General features: G+C 47.3%; 17 protein-coding genes, 2 tRNA genes and 1 pseudogene. 8 read left to right on the top strand and 12 right to left on the bottom strand.

Going from position 1 to position 20557, the window contains the following annotated elements; all coding sequences use genetic code 11:
• The first annotated feature begins 9 nt into the window (after positions 1 to 9).
• Positions 10 to 477 (top strand): hypothetical protein, encoded by a 468-nt coding sequence (locus ON05_RS08620; RefSeq protein WP_010472056.1) that lies wholly within the window; start codon positions 10 to 12, stop codon positions 475 to 477.
• 42 nt (positions 478 to 519) lie between these two features.
• On the opposite strand, the gene ON05_RS08615 is transcribed toward ON05_RS08620, so the two are convergent.
• Positions 520 to 591: transfer RNA gene (locus ON05_RS08615), tRNA-Asn, on the bottom strand.
• Between the two features lie 55 nt (positions 592 to 646).
• Positions 647 to 1897 (bottom strand): LCP family protein, encoded by a 1251-nt coding sequence (locus ON05_RS08610; RefSeq protein WP_010472057.1) that lies wholly within the window; start codon positions 1895 to 1897, stop codon positions 647 to 649.
• A 362-nt stretch (positions 1898 to 2259) separates the two neighbouring features.
• Here ON05_RS08610 and ON05_RS08605 point away from each other — a divergent pair, with 362 nt between their 5' ends.
• Complete coding sequence (locus ON05_RS08605) at positions 2260 to 3231, top strand: sugar phosphate nucleotidyltransferase (RefSeq protein ID WP_010472058.1); 972 nt, start codon at positions 2260 to 2262, stop codon at positions 3229 to 3231.
• Between the two features lie 2 nt (positions 3232 to 3233).
• On the opposite strand, the gene ON05_RS08600 is transcribed toward ON05_RS08605, so the two are convergent.
• Positions 3234 to 4280, bottom strand: a complete 1047-nt coding sequence (locus tag ON05_RS08600; protein WP_010472059.1) for a zinc-binding dehydrogenase — start codon at positions 4278 to 4280, stop codon at positions 3234 to 3236.
• 250 nt (positions 4281 to 4530) lie between these two features.
• On the opposite strand from ON05_RS08600, the pseudogene ON05_RS08595 reads away from it, so the two are divergent.
• The 3 genes and pseudogenes from ON05_RS08595 to ON05_RS08585 all read left to right on the top strand — a co-directional run.
• A pseudogene (locus ON05_RS08595) lies at positions 4531 to 4854 on the top strand (NUDIX hydrolase); the annotation flags it as partial.
• A gap of 250 nt (positions 4855 to 5104) precedes the next feature.
• Positions 5105 to 6172 (top strand): 4-hydroxyphenylpyruvate dioxygenase, encoded by a 1068-nt coding sequence (gene hppD, locus ON05_RS08590; protein ID WP_010472061.1) that lies wholly within the window; start codon positions 5105 to 5107, stop codon positions 6170 to 6172.
• 33 nt (positions 6173 to 6205) lie between these two features.
• A complete protein-coding gene (locus ON05_RS08585; RefSeq protein ID WP_010472062.1) occupies positions 6206 to 6748 on the top strand; it encodes a hypothetical protein in 543 nt (180 codons plus the stop codon).
• A 238-nt stretch (positions 6749 to 6986) separates the two neighbouring features.
• Here ON05_RS08585 and pdxA read toward each other — a convergent pair whose 3' ends face one another.
• The 5 genes from pdxA to ON05_RS08560 all read right to left on the bottom strand — a co-directional run bounded on the left by pdxA (position 6987) and on the right by ON05_RS08560 (position 10583).
• Positions 6987 to 8039, bottom strand: a complete 1053-nt coding sequence (gene pdxA, locus ON05_RS08580; protein ID WP_010472063.1) for a 4-hydroxythreonine-4-phosphate dehydrogenase PdxA — start codon at positions 8037 to 8039, stop codon at positions 6987 to 6989.
• 48 nt (positions 8040 to 8087) lie between these two features.
• On the bottom strand, positions 8088 to 9065 hold the full coding sequence (locus ON05_RS08575) for a 30S ribosomal protein S1 (RefSeq protein WP_010472065.1): 978 nt from the start codon (positions 9063 to 9065) through the stop codon (positions 8088 to 8090).
• A gap of 232 nt (positions 9066 to 9297) precedes the next feature.
• Positions 9298 to 9828, bottom strand: coding sequence for a transcriptional regulator NrdR (gene nrdR, locus ON05_RS08570; RefSeq protein ID WP_010472067.1), 531 nt, complete (start codon positions 9826 to 9828; stop codon positions 9298 to 9300).
• Between the two features lie 83 nt (positions 9829 to 9911).
• Complete coding sequence (locus tag ON05_RS08565) at positions 9912 to 10319, bottom strand: hypothetical protein (protein ID WP_010472069.1); 408 nt, start codon at positions 10317 to 10319, stop codon at positions 9912 to 9914.
• 114 nt (positions 10320 to 10433) lie between these two features.
• Positions 10434 to 10583, bottom strand: coding sequence for a hypothetical protein (locus tag ON05_RS08560; protein ID WP_010472072.1), 150 nt, complete (start codon positions 10581 to 10583; stop codon positions 10434 to 10436).
• Positions 10584 to 10861: 278 nt separating this feature from the next.
• Between ON05_RS08560 and ON05_RS08555 the strand changes: the two genes are divergently transcribed.
• Positions 10862 to 10934, top strand: a tRNA-Ala gene (locus tag ON05_RS08555).
• Positions 10935 to 10975: 41 nt separating this feature from the next.
• Here the strand turns inward: ON05_RS08555 and ppc are convergent.
• From ppc to ON05_RS08540, 3 genes are all read right to left on the bottom strand, one after another.
• On the bottom strand, positions 10976 to 14002 hold the full coding sequence (gene ppc / locus ON05_RS08550) for a phosphoenolpyruvate carboxylase (protein ID WP_010472073.1): 3027 nt from the start codon (positions 14000 to 14002) through the stop codon (positions 10976 to 10978).
• 389 nt (positions 14003 to 14391) lie between these two features.
• Positions 14392 to 14601: a hypothetical protein gene (locus ON05_RS08545; RefSeq protein ID WP_010472075.1), complete on the bottom strand. Its 210-nt coding sequence runs from the start codon at positions 14599 to 14601 to the stop codon at positions 14392 to 14394.
• A 21-nt stretch (positions 14602 to 14622) separates the two neighbouring features.
• Complete coding sequence (locus ON05_RS08540; RefSeq protein WP_010472077.1) at positions 14623 to 16071, bottom strand: phosphoglucomutase/phosphomannomutase family protein; 1449 nt, start codon at positions 16069 to 16071, stop codon at positions 14623 to 14625.
• Between the two features lie 120 nt (positions 16072 to 16191).
• On the opposite strand from ON05_RS08540, the gene sat reads away from it, so the two are divergent.
• Positions 16192 to 17358: a sulfate adenylyltransferase gene (sat, locus tag ON05_RS08535; RefSeq protein ID WP_010472080.1), complete on the top strand. Its 1167-nt coding sequence runs from the start codon at positions 16192 to 16194 to the stop codon at positions 17356 to 17358.
• A 105-nt stretch (positions 17359 to 17463) separates the two neighbouring features.
• On the top strand, positions 17464 to 19767 hold the full coding sequence (locus ON05_RS08530; protein ID WP_010472082.1) for a caspase family protein: 2304 nt from the start codon (positions 17464 to 17466) through the stop codon (positions 19765 to 19767).
• Between the two features lie 47 nt (positions 19768 to 19814).
• Here ON05_RS08530 and ON05_RS08525 read toward each other — a convergent pair whose 3' ends face one another.
• The gene (locus ON05_RS08525) at positions 19815 to 20465 is read right to left on the bottom strand and encodes a response regulator transcription factor (RefSeq protein WP_010472084.1); all 651 of its coding nucleotides are present in this window, start codon (positions 20463 to 20465) and stop codon (positions 19815 to 19817) included.
• Between the last annotated feature and the right edge of the window lie 92 nt (positions 20466 to 20557).

Here is a 20557-nt window from a genome sequence, read left to right as displayed (position 1 = left end):
TTCCTACCCATGAAAGTTATAGAGCATACCCCTGCCTTGCTAGTCTTGCAAGAACGGCTACTTGGAATTCGACTCTTTGGGGGAGCGACTGCTTTATTGGGGTTTATGATTTTCATCATATTTGAATTCCCCTTCGACCTATTTGGCTGTTTCTGTATTGCGATCGCAGCCCTGATCAGCACATTAAGCCCCCTCGAAATCTGCACCTTCGATAAATCAGATAATGTCGTAGTTCTGGAAAAACGCCGCTGGTTCAGCTCTCAAGTTCGACGATATTGCATGACCCAGATTGAAACCATTCATGTCGAAGAAAAGGCTTGGTTGGGGACCAATTTTTATCAAGTCAGGCTGAATTTTGCGTCAGGTCATCGCTCCACACTCACCCAGTTTGCAACCACTGATCGAATTGCCCAGCATAGTCTAGCAGAACGCATTCGCGACTTTCTTGAAGTTGGATGTTTAACCACCATCTCCTAAGCCTTGATGTAATGGCAGGGGATTTAGGGTAATCGGGAAAAACTCCCCAGGTAGGATTCGAACCTACGACCAATCGATTAACAGTCGACCGCTCTACCACTGAGCTACTGAGGATAGCGAATCTCATACTAGCGATAAACGGATAACTTTGGCAAGGTTAATTTTCAGATTAAGAATCCGAAGGGCTAGATGGCCGGTTACGTAACCAGTCTCGGCCCACTCGAATGGTTAAATCCGAGCCCAAGTCACCGGTGGAATTAGCTAGCAGTTGACTGTCTTTGAGCAATGCCTGCAGATATTCAGCCGATTCAAGATCTCCCCATTGGGGAATAATCTGGGTTTTGGCAATTGATTCAGGCCAGTCGTCATCTGCGTAATGGATATTGTAGAATCCTTGCTCCTGCAGATACTCAACCATTGTCAGATCCCCATCAGGATCATCTGTAGCATTTTGAACAACGATTCTGATGTCTTTAAATTGAGCCGGATCCCGAGTCGCAATCTCATATCCTTCTGGCGGAGAAACCTCGAAATAGGTTTGCATTACCCTGTCCATCCCCGCTAAGTCCATGAGCCAAAAACTAAATTCATACTCATCAGGACCACTGAAACGGCCGGGTAGCAGAACCATCTGGAGCTGTTCAGAATTCACTTGTAGTCCGAACTGCATCAAAGCCAGCATTTCTCCAACACTTAAATTAGAGTCAATATGCTTTTGCAAAACGGACAAAATTTGAGGCAGACGCGTCAACATCGCTGGATTAGCCATTTTCTTCTGCAATGCCTTCAGCAGAATTTGTTGCCGCTGGGCACGGCCAATATCGCCTAAATTATTATTTCGAAACCGAACAAACCCCTCAGCTTCCACGCCATTGAGTTTTTGTAGCCCAGGTTCTAAATCAATCTTCAGTTTTTGGGTTTGATCCTCATACTGCATGGCAAACGGGACATACACCTCAACCCCGTCAACCACATCTACAAGCTCTCTAAACGCACCTGTACTCACCCGGACATAGCGATCAATTTGGACATCGTTCAAGGTTGTACTGACGACTTCGGTGACTAAATCTGGCCCACCCCACCAATTAGCAGAATTAATTTTGGTAACCCCCACATCTGGAATGGACACACGGGTATCGCGGGGAATCGATAAAATGCTGACTCGATCATTACCTGGATTTAGGCGAACCAGCAGCATGGTGTCACTACGACTTTTGAACGGATCGCGTTCTTCACCTTCCTCAGGTTCTTCAAGATTAAGATCAACGCCCAAAACAATGATGTTAACGGGGCGAGAAATGCCGTAACGCAAACCGCCCTGGAGTAGTTCAGGCAAAGACACTGGACCATCTGTGTCTCCGAGCAGACGGAAAGGCATGACCAATGCCAGGGTTGCGCCCAAACCAGCCGAGAGGGTCATCGCGAAGGAAAACGTGACCCCCCAAGTTACCCATCTAAATAGCGTCCCAACACGGCTCGCCCTTACAGGCTTTGCGGTTATTTTTTGGTGTTTGTGAGAAGGTCTCGGTCCACTTGCAGCTCGATGCTTAGATTGGCGTTTCGTAGGAAATGCTCCTTTTTTTACATTGGCACTCTTGAAGGTATTATCGGCCACGGTAATTTTGTGTGAAGGGTTAACAAAAGGCGACGATTCTAGGCTTTCGACGGTTCCCTTTGCGCATAACGCTACGATTCTACACAATTAGATTGGAATGGCAAGGGGATTGGTTATATTGACTGACAGTTTACCCAAATTCTTCTTAGAACTTAAGGTTGTTAACTATGCAAGCCGTAATCATTGCTGGTGGAAAAGGAACAAGGCTATCACCTCTCACATTACGTAGTCCTAAACCCATGCTGCCCCTTTTCGAGCGCCCTTTTCTCAGTTGGATGGTTGAGCGGTGTAAAGAAGTCGGATTAACCGATATTTTGATGAATATTCGGTACCAGGCCACTCAAATCCAAGAGTATTTCGGAGATGGTCAAAAGTTTGGCGTTAAGATTCGCTACGTCATTGAGAAAGAAGCCCTGGACACAGCAGGAGCGATGAAGCTAGCAGAGCCTTTTTATACGGGAGAGCCTTTGGTCGTCTTTAATGCGGATATTCTCACGAATCTGAATCTACAGACTTTGATGCAAGCCCATGAACAGACTCAAGCCCAAGCCACCATTGCCTTAGCCCGAGTTGCAGATCCCACCGCATTTGGTCTAGTCGAATTAACAGATATTACGGCCTGTGAATACTCCTCCACAGGTACCATCCAATCCTTCCGGGAGAAACCCACCCCCGAAGAAGCCGCAACATTAGGCATTGATACAGTTAACGCAGGAACCTATGTTCTCAATCCCGAGATTTTCGCGCAGTATCCAGCCGATCAGCCCCTCAGCTTTGAACGCACGGTTTTTCCCAATCTTTTATCAAACCAACAGAAAATTTCTGGGTTTGTCTGGGAGGGCTATTGGATGGATCTCGGGACACCAGCCAAATTCTATGGGGCTCACTTAGATATTTTGCAGGGAAGAATGCCCTTCCCTTTACCCGAAACGATGGAAGAACGCCAGCCTCAAGTTTGGGTTGCCAACAACGCCACTATTGATCCTAATGCCAAACTATCGGGACCGTGCTTTGTGGGTGAAAACGCCAAGCTTGGTCCCCAAGCAGATATCTCTAGTGGTGTGATTTTAGGATCCTGTGGGTTAATTGATCGTCCCTTGTCACCGGGTATCTATCCCCCTGGGACAGTGGCCGTATAACGTTAGGTATGGGGGAGGATAACGGCTTTGATGGTTTTGCGATCGCGCATATCAGCAAACACCTGCCCCAGATGATCAAGAGGCTGAGTATCGTTCAGGAGTTGTTCAAAGGGCAGTTCCTGGCTGGCCAATAAGGCTAAGGATTCCCGAACAAAAGTGGGGGTATTGTGAAAGACTCCCTTTAGCGTTAACTCACTGTAGTGCAGCAAATCCGTATTGACGGTAATGCTCGTATCCCGAGGACAACCGCCAAATAAATTGATGGTTGCTCCTGGTCGTCCACAAGAAATGGCCGTTTCCCAGACGCTAGGCACCCCTGTTGCTTCAATCACAACATCAGCCCCATAGTTCTCGGTCAACTCCAGAGTAGTGGCGGATATATCCGTGTGATGGTGGTTATAGGTATGAACTGCGCCTAATTTTCGCCCCAGCTGCAATCGTTGTTCGGATCCGCCGAATAGAATCACCTCAGCACCTCGATGGGCCAACACCCCCACAAACATCAGGCCAATCGCACCATCCCCAATCACAACCACTCGTTGGGCAGGACCGTCCTTTAAATCAGGCTTAAAGCCAGAGCGAGCAATCCCATGTAGAACACAGGCTAAGGGTTCAGTCAGAGAGGCGACCGCCATGGATAAATGTTCTGGAACAGGGAGCAAGTTTTGCTCAACAATGGCTGCAGGAATTCTCAAGTATTGGGCGAAGGTGCCGTTATTAAAGGTTAAATCCGTGCAAAGGGAATATTCCTGCCGCTGGCAAAAAAAGCATTGTCCACAGGGGGCTGAATTATTGGCAACGACGCGATCGCCAATAGACCAACCTTGAACTCCTGCTCCCATAGCCACAATCTGACCTGCTGCTTCATGACCAAATAGCGTGGGCGGCTTCAGCATTTTGGCATGGCCCCCGCGTCGCCAAACTTTCAAGTCTGTGCCACAGGTTGTGGCGACATCCACTTGAATCACCACCTCACCGGGTTCAGGGGTAGGGTCAGGGACTGTTTCTAGGCGGAGATCGGTTTGGCCATGTAATACCGCTGCTAGCACGTTAATTCAGTTCTCCATTCAGCTTCATCATCTTAACGGGAATCGCTGAGGTCATATGTCTCTCTCAAAAAGATGGATAGGTTTTGCACTAGCTTATTCTGATTAAGATTCAGAGTTATATATCCAGCTGGCATAGGACAAAGGGTAAGAGAGCTAGACTGAAAATATGGCATCTTGGGCAATCATACAGAACGCTTCCTACATCCTTTTCATTCAAAGAAGCTGGTAAACGACCAGAGCTGAGCAATGGTGTTTTCCGGGGGGTGGCATTAAAAAGAACGAAACGCCAGAACAAGCATGTATTCGAGAAGCTTTGGAAGAGACACAACTTGCCATCAAAATTGTTGATACTGTGGCCAAGATTCGTGATGACTATTACTTCCTGTGCAAACTTGAGGATCCGCTTCAATCAGTTATCTTGAAACCCAATGAGTGCCAGAACTATGTTTGGGTTAATCCGACACATCTGACTGATCTGGGCATCATCATGAATCTGAAAGTTGTTGTGCCACTTTTACGTTCCATTGGATATGACGTTCATTTATCTAATGAATTAGAATGCTATATCGCATAAGGTACGGTTTATCGATAGTGATCAGGCATTTTCAAGTAACTGAGTTTCTAGGTGGTGTTTAAGAGTAAAAGATAGCCATACTAAAGGCTCAACATTGTTTTATTGTAAAGACCCTCTCCCAATATCTGGGGATTCGTTAAGGTTTAAGGGGTAAACTTCTCAACATGTTGCTGTGCATCTCAGTCTAGAGGGGCCAGCAGCCTCCCAAATTATGTTTTCAACGTCAATTCAAGATCGGTATTTGTGATCTATGGATTTTGATCATATTCATTTTTATGTTCATGATTCCAAGCAATGTCAGCGTTGGTTTACCAACGTTTTAGGATTTCAATATCTTGGGGGAAACACTACAGCGGATCGGCAGATTGAAGTCGTCTCTTCAGGGGCGATTGTCTGTATATTTTCCAGCCCTCTAAACCAAACCAGCCCCGTTGCCCAGTATCTTCAACAACACCCTCCTGGTGTCGTTGATTTGGCTTTCTTGGTCCCGAATGTTCAGGCTACACTCAACCGCGCTGTCCAGGCAGGGGCAACTCTTTTACAACCTTTGACTGCAGAAAAGCACGACCAAGGAACTTTAACTTGGGGAAAAGTACGAGGGTGGGGAGTGTTAGAACATACCTTGGTAGAGCGAAGAGGGCAGACCTCCGCTCTGCCGTCCAGCATTTTCCCCATCTCAATTCATGAGCATCATGCCCATCAGAGTCTATTTACCCAGATTGATCATGGGGTTTTGAATGTGGGTAAGCATCAGCTGCAAGCGGCTGTGAGTTGGTATCAGCGCATATTTGGATTTGAAACTCACCGATATTTTGATATTCAAACCCATCGGTCGGGCCTACGCAGCGAAGTGTTGACCCATCCCCAAGGCCAAATCAAGTTTCCGATCAATGAACCCACCTCAGCGAATTCCCAAATCCAAGAATTTCTAGAGGTCAATCGGGGGTCAGGTATTCAACATATCGCATTGGGAACTTCTAATATTGTTGAAACGGTTACTCAGCTTAAGCATCGAGGGCTATCCCTCCTAGATATTCCACCCAGCTACTATCAACGCTTACGACACCAGTTTGAGCAAGTCTATTCTCACCTCGATTGGCCTGCCCTGGAAAAACAACATATTCTGGCTGATTTTGAGGAAGATGCTGGAGCCGGGATTCTATTGCAAGCCTTCACGCAGCCTATCTTTCCACAACCCACCTTTTTCTTTGAAATTATTGAGCGCCAACGACAGGCCCAAGGGTTCGGACAGCGAAACTTTCTGGCTCTGTTTCAAGCCATGGAGCGGGAACAACAGAAGCGGGGAGTATTGCTATAGGCTCATCTCAGTTTGCTGCATCCTGCAAAAAACATGCATGAAACATCGCCTCTGCAATCCCTTCCGTCTGACTATGATGCCCGGTGGACATTGCTCGATACACTGATACAACGCTGGTATCCGCATCAGCAAAAAGATTTACCGGGGTATTCACTCGACGAATTAAAGAGTGCACAGAATATTCGTGGCTTTCCAATCCCAGATGCCTTATCGTATTGGTACCTTGCGAACGGGAAACGTTATGATGTCTGGTGCCACCAGGATCACTTTCTTCCGCCTGACCAACTTTACATACATAACAATGCGTTGATCTTTTACGTAGAGAATCAGGGTGTCGTGAAATGGGGCATTCCAGAAGCCGAACTTAACGTCAACGATCCCTCCGTTGTAGTCGAATCTGTTGATGATTCCAATATATGGGTTCCACAGACAAACCATGTATCACGGTTTGCGATATATATGTTGACTTACACATTGGCTTTTGCTGATGGCGATGCCTGGATCGACGGTTTTGCAGAATCACCGCTGCTCGCGTTAATCGCTAACACATTTCCAATGCTGGATTTCCCAAACTAGTGGTGGACGAAAACTCGTGTGTACGGCTACGAAGATTTGGTCATAGCAATTGATGGTTGTGATGTTGTTCACGCATGTGCAACCTCAACCATTGCACTCGAAACGTTTGTCCAACTCACTACGCTGGATAACTTTGATCGATATGCATCATCTAACAGCTAAAGGCAGTACAAAATATTGGGGTGATCTGAGGTCTGCAAAAACACATCGTACAGCGCTGTTTTCCATTCACACTTAGCTAACCGGAACGTTGGCGAACCAGGTTGGCGGCCAATTGAATCGCAGCAATCATACTGGTAGGGTCGGCAATTCCTTTGCCTGCGATATCAAAGGCTGTACCGTGATCTGGAGATGTGCGGATAAAAGGGAGACCTATTGTTGTGTTGACGGCCCGGTCAAAGGCCATCAGCTTAACGGGAATTAAGCCTTGATCGTGATAGAGGGCTAAGTAGGCGTCATAGGTGGTAGGTTGTGCTGTTTTTTCGCGGGGACCATACCAAGCTTGCCCTGGTCCTACCCAAAGGGTGTCCGGGGGAATGGGATCCGATAATGTCAGATCAGGATGTTGCGATCGCATCTCCCGTATCCACGGAATTAGCCAATCGATTTCTTCTCGCCCCAACTGTCCCTGCTCACCGCTATGGGGATTCAAACCTGCGATCGCAACCCTCGGACTCTCAATACCAAACTCACGCTGCAGCGTCTTCTTCAACAGTCCCACCTTCATGGTCAGCAACTCAGGAGAAAGCCGGTGAGGGACCTCCGATAGCGGTATATGGGTCGTTGCCAGTAAGGCCCTGAGTTGCCACCCGGTATAGGGTGAGCAACCCACAAAGAACATGCCAAATTCTGAGGTTTGAGACCGCTCCGCCAAATATTCGGTTTGTCCAGGATAGTGATGTCCTGCAGCTTTCCAGGCCGATTTGGCAATGGGACCAGTGACAATACCCCCAAATCGCCCTTCAAGAGCACCTGTAATCGCCATAGACAAACACTGAAAACTGGCTGCTCCCGTCGTTGCCGAAGGCTGCCCCCATGGGATAGAAGATAACTCCAATCCCACCTCTAAAAAATCGAGATCGTTAGGATCGGCTAAGGTCTGATCAGCATCTACCTGCTCTTGGAGATGTTCGTAGGCTGCCTCAAATAAAGACCGCTCCCCAATGACGCAAACATGAGCTACGTCTTTGAGAAGCGGTGAACTTAAAGCTTTGAGAATGACCTCAGGACCAATCCCGGCAGGATCACCCATGGGAATTGCAAGCTCGGGCAGAGGATGAGAGTCAGCCATTGCGATTCATCATCAATCCAAACACATGCATCGGGTGAAGAACAGCTCTTATGCAGGAGAGGTGACTTCTTCAGGTTCCGAAGCTGCTTCACCAGTAGAAGCATCTGAATCGGCTTGCCCACCTTCCTGTTGAGCCATCATTTGCTGTCGATATCGCTCAGCCATTTCCTCGGCTTTGTCATATACCAGCTGAGGGTTCTTGACCATATCACCAGGTTCAGGCTCTAACTGCTTAGTAGAGAGAGAGATACGACCCCGTTCGGCATCCAAGTCGATGATCATGACCTTCAAATCATCATTAACGTTGAAGACGCTATGAGGTGTATCGATGTGGTCGTGAGAGATTTCCGAAATGTGAAGCAAGCCGCTGACACCACCGATATCGATAAAGGCACCGTAAGGCTTGATACCACGAACGGTTCCAATCACCACTTCGCCCACTTCTAAGCGGTTCATCTTCCGCTCAACCAAGGCTCTTCGATGACTGAGAACAAGGCGATTACGCTCTTCATCCACCTCGAGGAACTTGAGGGGTAATTCTTCACCGATTAAATCTTCTTTGGTGGCTCGAGTGCTGATGTGAGAGCCGGGAATAAATCCGCGCAACCCTTCAATTCGGACTAGGGCACCACCCCGGTTGGTCGCAAATACAGAAGAACGGACCGTTGCATCTTCTGTTTGCAGTTGGCGAACCCGTTCCCAAGCGCGCATATACTCGATGCGACGAATGGATAAGGTGAGCTGCCCATCTTCATTCTCGTCTGCCAGAATGAAGAACTCACGGGTTTCGTTGGATTGCAACACCTCATCAGGGTTCTCAATCCGATTGATGGACATTTCCTGAATGGGAATATAGGCGGCAGTTTTAGCACCAATGTCAATCAAAGCCCCTCTGGGTTCCAGACTGAAGACTGTACCCGCAACGACGTCACCTGGATTGAAGTGATAATCATACTTGTCAAGTAACGCGGCGAAATCTTCGTGAGTAAAGCCAATGTCTGGCAGTGTGGTTTCCCGATTGACCATTCTCTAATGTTCCTAGGTTTTTTCTTACTAAAGGTGGATAATGACGCCTCCTTTGTCCGCAAGGACTCAAATAATAGGAGCGCTGGGCGATGCAAAGAGTCAATTTTTACATCTATCTAGATTTGGCACTAGATCTACCATCGTAGCGCAATATCCGAAACCTTAACTATATATTTTTTTTGTTTGTGGTCTAGCGGTAGAGGTGCTAGCAGCTTAGATCAATGACCGATATTCACTGGGAAGACACCATAATAGTAGGCTGTACAGTGTCTTCATAGGGTTCATCCGGCACACTTGGCAACGGACTGTCCCCAGACTCTTGAAGCTGATCGAGGGCCTCTACAAAATCTCGAATTCCCCGGAACTGTCGATAGACAGATGCAAACCTGACATAAGCCACTTCACTGAGGGATTGTAGCTTTGTCAACACAGATTCACCGAGCTCTGTACTCGTCACCTCTCTCACAGCTTGCTGCTGAAGTTCCGCTTCAACATCATCCACCAAAGACTCTAACTGTAATGCAGTCAGTCCTGTTTTCTCACAAGCGGTTGCGACTCCCTTGAGCAACTTGGAACGATCAAACAGCTCTCTGTCCTGATTGCGTTTGATCACCGTGATAGGGACAAACTCAATCCGCTCATAGGTCGTAAATCGGCGGTTACACTGCAGACATTCCCGACGACGACGTACACTCTGTCCCGCTTCTGCTGAACGCGATTCTAAAACTCGGCTATCGGTATGCTGGCAAAAAGGGCATTGCATACTGGTTTATTCAAAGGGGGTAACAGAGCAATTCTAATTCCAGATAACGCTTGTGAGGTCGATGTTCCAAACCTCTAGCGTTTTTAAATCACTGTTATAAGATACTGTGCCCATTCTACTGCCAATGTTATATCCGTAAACGGAATCAAAAAAGGATTGTCGTTCCCTTGACTTTCCAGTACCAATTGGATGGTCTTACCTTTATCAGGGGGATTTCTAAAATCAATGCTTTGGCCGTCTATTTGGACCAAAACACTTCTAATGGTGTCGATTGAACAATGTTGAAGATTGATGGGGCCTTTTGATGTCGGCTTGCCCCAAGTCAGAGTTTGGCCCTTCTGTCCCAATACAGCATAGATATCATATTTAGCCCGTTCAAAAGACTGAGCCCAAACCCGATAAGCTTCAACTTTGCGATATTCGATCCACCCAAAGCTGGCTAATCCGATAAATACAAAAAGCAATGCCAACCATACGAGCCCTTCTGTCATAACTGATGTTGTATTGGCATTTCATGACTGCGATGGGAAGAGAAGGAAAGGTGCTAAATGACAAGGTTGGAATGATGGAAGTACACAACACCTTTCCTATCGTCGGAGGACTATTTAATCAATCCAAACGGATTGGTAGTAAGGGTCGCCAAAGAAGGGGACCACTCCAGTTGCAGGATAGTGATCATCATTAGGAGCAAAAATGCGTCCTACCGCTTCTGATAAATACTTGATCCCTTGTGCGAATAAATTGATGAGGTTCATACGTAGACTCCCATATACAAAACGAATGGGAACGAGCATTCCCATCCTTATTTGGATTAACGGCTGCAATCTCGTACTTTGATCATAACGTGAATGATTAGCAAAATTAATAAGTCTGACGATTCTAAATATATATTTTTTATGCAAAATTTAAACAAACACTGAGATGAGTGAAGACTTGCTCAAGTTTTATGAGATGTGTGTCTCGTTTGTAACGAGGATTTGAAGAAAGTTCTTGACGTTCGAATGCTTTTCAAGGCATGATGATAGACGCGATCGGGGCTATAGCTCAGTTGGTAGAGCACCTGCATGGCATGCAGGGGGTCAGCGGTTCGAATCCGCTTAGCTCCATTTTTCGTATCGTTTTATGTGGTTCCGTTAAGCTGTTGGGCCTAACCGGTGTTTCTCATGCCAGCGGCAATCCCGTTAATGGTGAGTAACGCGCCCCGCAAGAGGTCTTTCTCACTAACATTTCCAGCGCCTAAGGCAACCCGATCTTGCCGCTGATGCTGTCTCAACCGTTTAAGCAGAGACACCTGCAGAAATCCTAAGGGGACAATCGTACCGTTCCGCAGATGGACCGAACGCTTCAGGTTAGGATCGCCATCCAAAAGCTGCTGATTCCCTGTAATCTTGGAGACCATTTCTCGGGTGAGGTAATATTCCTGGGCAATTTGTTCAAACAAACGCTCAAACCGATCCACATCCTCAGAAGATGTTAATTCCTGAAGATAGTGATGAGCAATTTGCAGATCTACTTTGGCTAAGGTCATTTCTACCTTAGAAATCACCATCTTAAAGAAAGGCCATTTGCCGTAGAAATATTGCAGCAACGTCAGATGTTCAGCAGACTTCTCATCTAGAAAGTCTTGGAGTGCGGTCCCTACTCCGTACCATGCAGGCAACAGAAATCGGCTTTGCGTCCAGCTAAACACCCAAGGAATGGCGCGTAGCCCTTCTAAGGTTCGGCGATTATCGGCTCGTCGTCGAGCGGGTCGAGCCGCATGTTGTAATTGGCTAATTTCATTGATGGGGGTGACTTCGTAGAAAAAGTCCACTAAGTCTTCTTGTTCATGAATCAGCGCTCGGTATCGTTTGCGCGATCGCGCCGATAAATCCTCCATAATTTCATGCCAGGGTTCAATACTGTCCATGGTGGACCGCAATAAGCTGGACTGAATGACAGCCGTAGAAATCGTTTCTAGATTGTATAAAGCCAGCTCCGGCAAGGAATATTTGGAAGCAACCACCTCACCCTGCTCTGTAATTTTGATTCGACCATTGACGCTATATCCTGGCTGCGCCAAAATTGCTTCATAGGCAGGCCCGCCACCTCGGCCCACGGACCCACCTCGACCATGAAAAATCCGCAAAGACACCCCATAGGGTTCAGCCGTTTCCTGTAATCGTTGTTGGGCCTTATAAATCTCCCAATTACTGCTGAGGAAGCCGGAGTCCTTATTGCTATCGGAATATCCCAGCATGATCTCTTGAAGGGAGAGCGGCGGTTCTGGAGAGGGTTCCTGAGAGGCCTGGGCATCCACTAAATAATTGCGATAGAAGGCTAAATCAAATAGTTGGGTCATAACCCCTGGTGCCCGCTGTAAATCATCTACCGTTTCAAAGAGAGGGATAACGTGCAGCGTTCCACTGGCCGTTGTGGGATCAAAGAGACCGGATTCCTTCGCTAACAGCAGCACCTCCAGCAAATCACTGGCATCATGGCTCATGCTGATAATGTAGGTGCGACAAATTTCGACCCCAAACTCTTCCTGTAGCCGCCGAATCATTCGAAACGTATTGATCAGCTCTTGAGTTTTATCGGAGAAAGGCAGATCGTGGGGAATCAGAGGTCTGCGGGTTTGCAGTTCTTGGGTTAGCCACTCCAAGCGCTCGGACTCTGTTAACTCGTTATAGGGCTTGGGCAGAATCTGTAGGTAATTAACGATTTCAGTGAGGGCATCGGAATGGCAAGAACTTTCTTGTCGAATATCCAGCTGAGTCAGGTTAAACCCAAAGATTTCCACCTGACCAATCAGGGTATCTAGCTCCTGACAATTGATACCGGTTGCCTGCAGGTTCTCTTGAACCACTCGAAGTTCAGCCAAGAAGTTCTGAGCTGCGGGGTAATAGATCTGTTCATTCATCCCTTGGGGATGAATGGGATGGGAGAAATCGATCAGTTGCGCCTGCTGTTGATTGCGATCGCGGGTATTTTCCAGACGCTTTAGGATATAAGACAATTTGAACCGAAAGGGTTCTCCCAGAAACCGAATCGAGAGCCGGTCATACACCTCCGGCATTTGGAGTTGATCCTGGCCCAATGATTTCTCAAGACCCGGCGGAACCTCAGACCAATACTGGGACAAGGTTAGTAAATTGATCAGCTTATTGACAGATTGAATATATTTCTCAAGGACTAAATTGCGTTGGTAACAGGAGGTTTGCCAAGTAATATCCGGCGTCACCGCTGGATTGCCATCGCGATCGGAGCCGACCCAAGACCCAAACTTACAAAAGTTATAGCGAGGGGGTTGCAGTTTAGGAAAGGCTTGCTTCAGGTTTAGGGATAAGCGGTGATAGAGCTGGGGAATCGCATCAAACAGGACTTCGCGGAAATAGTGCAGGCTATACTCTACTTCGTCTAACACGGTTGGTCTAAATTGATGAAGTTCATCGGTGCGCCACCAAAAACGGACTTCTTCCGTCAGTTGGGCCTGTAAGGCATCGACCTCCCAATTTGAGCGGGTATGATTAGCCAGCCCTGCCTCCGCCTCATCTAACTTACCCAAAATTTTGGCAATCCGACGCTGCTTGGCTCGAATCGTCTGCCGCACAATTTCTGTCGGATGAGCCGTAAATACCAGCTGAATATCTAGGTTCTGAATAATATTTTGAATATGGCGGGGCGGCACATTTAACTGTTTGAGCTTGGGGAATAACCAGGTAAAGGTTCCCGCATTCGGTTCCCGCAGAATGGCATCAAAGATGCTGTGTTCAGGTAGCTCGGTCTGACCGTTCGCATGATTGTCAGCCCCCTCAGCATTAGGCAGCGTCACCGGGGAGGATTGAGTTGCCCCTCGAGTCCGCACAATACTTTCCTCTTGCTCGTAATGTTGTTCGACAATATTAATAAGCTGAAAGTAAAGAGCAAAGGCTCTGGCGGCCCGAATGGCTTCATCTAGCTCTAGCTTTTCTACCACCTTCAGGACTTCCGTTTCCGGAACCGTTGGGGCTTGTCCTTCCGGGGAACACATCGATCGCAATTGTCGCAGTAAATCGACTAACTCCTGCCCGCATTCATCTCTAAGGACACCCTCCAGTAGGTCTTCAATGACTTTAATACGATGTAGAAGCAATGACTCTAACCGGTTAGGCTGCACTAATTGGGGATGGTTACGGTTGAGGGTAGAACGCATAGAGTATTAACTCAAATAAATAAGATCGATGGGATAGAAAAACTTGAAGACAATCCTCAAGCTTTTGGAAACTTCGCCATTAAAAGCATCAACCTCAGTTGAGAACGGGGTAACGTGACATCAAAATAACTCCATCACAATTCTAGGGGGTAAACCTCGATTTACTATCTTTCTCTAAAAGCTAATGCCCTTAGTAGGGTTAGGTTCCCTCCATAAGTCGTTATTTTTTGGGATACATCCTGCTGAATAGCCTGGGCTTGAGCTGCATTTATCCGCCAATGGCAGACTATCGAGCTGATTCATCTTCATATGGACTTTCCTGGCGCTCTCAACGGTATTCTGAGGCTAGAGGCCAAGAAGAAGGCATCCCAATGGGAGAAAAACTCACGTTATTCTGGCAAGTCTAAAAAAGGCAAGGCAACCCCTTGCAAGAGGCTTTCGCTCCAAGTTCCCAGGGTCGTCAAACACCGGAATAGCTGTTGCTGCCCCAGCAAGGCAACGAGAATTGGCAAAATGGCCAGGCTGACCAAAAGCTCCAATTGCTCAGGCTTGAAGAGAATGGGGGGGACTTTTGAGAACGGATGAGTGGGGGAAAACATGATGAGACCTTTGATAGTGTTTTAACGAAGTGCCCAATCTTTGGCCCAAGCTAGGATTTTGGACACTCGATCGGGATGATGGGATTCACAATAGAGACGCAGAACAGGCTCTGTTCCACTAAATCGAACCAGTAGCCAGCTCTGATCCGCCAAGCTAAATTTAAAACCATCGATGGATAAAATATCCACAACCTTTTGGTCTAATACTTGGCTGAAGGGTGCTGTTTGCAATTGATCGATCAGCTTTTGTTTATTGGCTTCCGAAGATAAAGGTAGATCTATTCGATCATAAAAACTGGTAAACCCCGTTTGCGTTTGTAGCTGCTGATACAGGTGAGAGAGATCCTGCCCCGTTTGGGCTGCAGCTTCCAGCAAGTATAGGGCGGACAGTAAGCCATCTCGTTCTGGAATATGGTTGCCATAGCCAATTCCACCCGATTCCTCACCACCAATGAGTACCGACTCTGCGGCCAACATATAGTCGGCAATGTACTTATAGCCAATGGGAGTTTCGTGGAGCGGTAGCTGATACAAGCCAGCCACTTGCGGGATCAGTTCCGAACCACTAATGGTTTTGATGACTTCTCCCTGAAACTTTCGGCGATCGGCAAGGTGCTCAATCAAAATCGGAATCAAAATTTGAGAGCTGAGAAAATTGCCCTGACCATCCATCGCTGCAATGCGATCCCCATCCCCATCAAAGACAAAACCGACAATTGCTTCTTCTTGGGGGGCCTGTTGGCGATGGCTTTGAATGGCTTGAATCGATTTTTCGAGATATTTGGGAAGTGGTTCTGGGGCACCGCCTTCGAATAACGGATCGCGATCGCAATTCAGTTCTGTAATATCAGCCGATAATAACCTTTGGAGCCCCGTCGCGGTGGCTCCATGCATAGTATCGACAAAAACCGTCAGTTGTTTTTGATGAATCGCCTGATTGATCACCTCCATATCAACCTTTGATTGCAGAACCTGGCAATAATCGGGCCAGGGGTCGAAGGTGTCTAGGGTCCCGGTGGTGGCAGCTTTCACGGGGGCCGTAACCAGCCGATCTTGAATCGCTTGAGTGACAGCAGGCGGAACTGAACCACCAAAGGCTCCTTTGACTTTGAGACCAGAATAGATCCCAGGGTTATGACTGGCCGTAATCACCAGGGCCCCAAGGGCCTGACGGTGATAGGCCGCCCAACTAAATGCAGGGGTGGGTGCAAAGGTATCGGACAACAGCACATCAAATCCGGCTTGTTGAACCGCGTCGGCAGTCGCTTGGGCAAATTCTTCAGACAGGAATCTGCGATCGTATCCCACGATCACTAAGTGCTTTTTGTCAGGGCTGCCGTAGGTCTCTTCTAAGATTTGGGCGGCAATGGGGGCGACATAGACCAACCGCTCAAAGGTAAAGTCTTTGGCAATAATGCCTCGCCAACCGTCGGTTCCAAATTTGATTGAGGATGCAAAATCGTTAGGCATAGGGAATCCGCTAGGATACTGTCTCTACATCCTACACACCAAAAGTTAACCCGTAATTACTAACAAAACTTAATCTTTAGTTTATGATTTGGAGTGATACGCAGTTTAGGGAGGTTTATTTTGACTCAACACCAAGACGCCATTGCGCCACACGGTGGTTCACTCATCAACAGGGTTGCTTCTGAAACCCAAAAACAAGATTTGCTGGCCAAGGGCGATAGCTTACCTCGTGTACAGCTAGATAAGCGAGCCACCTCAGATCTGGAAATGATTGCCATTGGCGGCTTCAGTCCCCTTTCAGGTTTTATGGGGCAGGCGGACTATGAACAGGTCGTCCATCACATGCACCTAGATAATGGGTTGCCCTGGTCAATTCCAGTGACTTTATCCGTCGATGAAGGCGTCGCTGATTCTCTCAATGCGGGTGACTTAGTTCGTTTAGATGACCCAACAGGTGCTTTTGTGGGTGTGCTCGAACTGACTGAGAAATATACCTATGACAAAACTCAGGAGGCGGTTCAAGTCTACAAAACAGACGAGATGAAGCATCCCGGCGTCAAGGTGGTGTTTGAGCAGGGGGCGGTGAACCTTGCGGGGCCAGTCTGGCTCCTAGAACGACAAGCACATCCTCAATTTCCGTCCTATCAAATTGATCCAGCTGCTTCTCGTCAACTTTTCCGTGAACGGGGTTGGAACACCATTGTTGGCTTTCAAACCCGAAATCCCATTCACCGTGCCCATGAGTACATTCAAAAATGTGCGTTAGAAACCGTAGATGGATTATTCTTGCATCCCCTAGTGGGCGCAACTAAGAGTGACGATATTCCGGCAGATGTGCGGATGCGTTGCTACGAAATTATGATGGAGCATTATTTCCCGGAGGATCGGGTGATTTTGGCCATTAATCCTGCGGCTATGCGGTATGCCGGTCCTCGTGAGGCTATTTTCCATGCCCTAGTCCGTAAGAACTATGGCTGCACGCACTTTATCGTTGGTCGCGACCATGCGGGTGTGGGGGATTACTATGGAACCTATGATGCCCAACATATTTTCGATACTTTAGATGCACAAGCTCTGGGCATTACCCCCATGAAATTTGAGCACGCCTTTTATTGTAAGAAGACCCTATCCATGGCCACAACGAAGACGAGTCCTAGTGGGCCTGAGGATCGAGTCCATTTATCTGGAACAAAGGTGAGAGAAATGCTGCGACGAGGAGAGCTACCCCCACCTGAGTTTTCTCGCCCTGAAGTGGCTTCTGAATTGGCAGCGGCGATGAAAGCTTAAGCCTTGCTTTCGCAATCGGCGATATAGTGAAAACAGGAACCCATTATCTAGTAATGGGTTCTACCTTTTTGCCCATCCGTAGGCCCTCTCCATAGACATCACATCATGGCACTGACCCGACGCGCTTTATTGCGAAAAACTAGCTTAGTGCTAGCTGGCCTAGGTTTAAGTGATTTATCTGTATGGAAGTTTGCAAATCAATATCAACAGGTGCTAGCACAGCCCACTTCCCGGAAGCTAGCCCTGCTGGTGGGCATTAACCAATATCGAGATTTGGGCAAGCAGGCTAAACTGAAGGGCTGTTTGACCGATTTAGAATTGCAGCGAGAGCTTCTAGTCCATCGGTTTGGTTTTCATCCCGATGATATTGTCATTCTCAAAAACAAACAGGCTACCTATAAAAATATTGAAACGGCATTTACCACCCATTTAATTGAACAGTCTCGGCCTCAAGATTGTGTCATCTTTCACTTCAGTGGGTATGGATGTTTATTAAGTCCCTATATCGACACGGCCTTAGAGGCTAAAACGCCTCTCCCTTCACAAGTGTTGCTTCCTTTCGATAGCGATATTCAACCGTCTGACCATAGCCAAGCCCTTGAAAATGTTTTGTTGCAAGAGCAGTTAGCCCTTTGGTTTCGGTCTCTCAATACCCAACAAAGTCTTTGTGTGCTGGATGCTGGTTTCACCTATCCCGGGAAGGCCTTGTTGGGGAATTTGCGGGTGCGATCGCAACCCAGTATTCAGCAAAAAACAGACTTGCCGGACGATCGAGAGCAGCAAGAAAAATTGCTCAACCAATCCCAGCGACGTCAATCTCCCTCTGAGCTCATTCTTTGGGCCTCTCAGCAAGCTCAAACGGCCGTTGAAGCCCAATGGCATGACTTCTCGTCAGGGCTATTCACCTATGCCTTAACCCAACATCTATGGCAATCCTCTCCCACTAAAAAATTTTCGGCCAGCTTTAATCGGATCGTTTCTGATGTTGAGCGTCAGGTCGGTCGAGTCCAACAGCCTAGCTTAAGTGGGCAGTCAGGCTCCAGTGTTTTCGCAGGGTTAGCTCTCGGGGGCAATGCCGATGGTGTGGTCACTGATGTCGAAGACAATGGGGAAGAAGTTACGGTTTGGCTTGGGGGCGTTTTACCCCAAATTGTTGAGTATTACGCAACCACGACTTGCTTTAAAGTCACATCGAAAGAAGGCAGCCTATCTAGTAGCCCAGCTGTGGCTGCTTCATCTGCTGGAAGCGAATCCGAGCCTAACCCAGTCCCACAAGAACCCTTGATTCAATTGGAGTCTAGCCGAGGCTGTGTCGGGACTGGACGGTGTGAGCAAGAAGGGCAAATTAACTCAGGCCAAAAAATTCGAGAGTCATTTCGAGTCATTTCTCGGTCCATCAACTTAAATGTTGCTCTAGGCTCACAATTGAATCGGATTGAACGGGTAGATGCCACTAGTGCTTTTTCCGATATGCCTAATATCAATCCCGTTATTGCCGGTACTCAAAACGCAGACGTTTTGTTTACCCAAGCCTCTTCTTCCTCTCAAGTGATTGTTAATTCCGTACCGACGGACCTATCGGAAGAAGAAGAGGACCCTCCTGCACCACCCCCTCAAACCCAATATGGACTCTTTTCCCAAGGCGGTGAGGAATTAGCAGATACTCGAGGAGAATCGGGGGAGGCCATTAAAACGGCAGTTAATCAACTACACGATACATTGAAATTGCTGCTGGCCCGCAAAACCCTCGATCTGACGGTTAATGATTTTTCTTCGAGAGTGGGGGCCGTGGTGGCATTGGAATCCACTGATGATGAAAAGCCCCAGATCTTAGCCCAGCAGTTTACGGCCAGAGCGCCTTGGCTTCGGAAAGAAAACTCATCCTTGTCTTCCTTTGAGAAGCAAGGACAAGTTGTCCAGATTGCCAAAGGTCAACATATCCAATATCGGGTGTATAACTACAGTGATGCTCCTCTCTATTGGTTAGTATTGGGCGTTGATACTCGCACCCAATTCTTCTCAATTTATGCGCCGGAAGCGCTGCTGCTAGATACGTCAACCAACCAAGATGCTATTGCCTCTAAAGACTCGCTCACAGTGCCATTCCCAACGAATGAGTATGTTGTTCGTGGGCCGGAAGGGATCGCTACAACCTATATTATTCTGAGCCGAAATCCGTTTGAGAAAGGACTAGAGGCTATCGCCAGTAAAATCCGCCAGTCTTCTAGTAATACATCCCCTGTCGTAGCCCGCTTGGTCAATCCACTAGAGGTGACCCAGCAAGTACTACAAGATTTGCATAACAGTAGCGCGCCAACAGCGGAGAAAATGGGGATTGCATCTGATAGTAACTGGGTTTGGGATGTCGAGCAGTGGGCAACGTTTCAGTTTACCCATGAGGTAATTTAAATCCTCAGAAATTGTTGCAACCACCCAGGATACGTCCTGTAATCCACTCACAAGCTAGTTTGCAGCTGCAAGGAGTTATAGGCAAAGATTGCTAATTGGGCACGGTTGCGAAGGTCAAGTCGGTTAAGAATATGGGTGACATGTGTTTTAACGGTCCCTTCAGAGATATACAATTGCTCACCAATTTCACGATTGGTATGTCCTAAAGCGACTAGATTAAGCACTTCGGTCTCACGAGGGGTCAGCTGGCTTAGGTCTGACAAGGAGCCTTGATCAGAGACATCATTAGTTGCAGCCATTAGCTTTTCCAATAAACCTGGAGCTAGTTGAGTATAACCAAGATGCACTTGCCGAATAGCCTGTACAAGTTCTTCGACAGGAATATCTTTCAGTAAATACCCTTTGGCACCTGCTCGGATAGCTTTATTGATGCAATGTTCTTCATCTGAAGTACTGAGGACAAGAACCGGAAGTTCAGGGAACTGTCTGCAAATAGCTTGCGTAGCATTTTCACCATTTAATAAGAACATTTGAATGTCAATTAGGACTAAATTAGGCTCTAAGTCAATCACAAGCTCTATAGCTTGTTCTCCAGTTGTGGCAACACCTAAAACTTGGATATCTTTTTCTAGATTGAGAATAGATTGAAGGCCTTGGCAGACAATACTATATTCATCAACAAGTATGAGGTGAATCATAAATTCATTCCTCCATTTAATATTGGGATTTCAAAAGTTTTTTACTTAAGTAAAAAACATGGCATAATATCCTCCTGAAAAGAAAAGAGATT

The organism is Acaryochloris sp. CCMEE 5410 (genome assembly GCF_000238775.2).
In the GTDB taxonomy this organism is placed as follows: Bacteria; Cyanobacteriota; Cyanobacteriia; order Thermosynechococcales; family Thermosynechococcaceae; genus Acaryochloris.
Note: the sequence above shows the minus strand (reverse complement) of the source record. Positions and strands in the feature narration are given on the sequence as shown.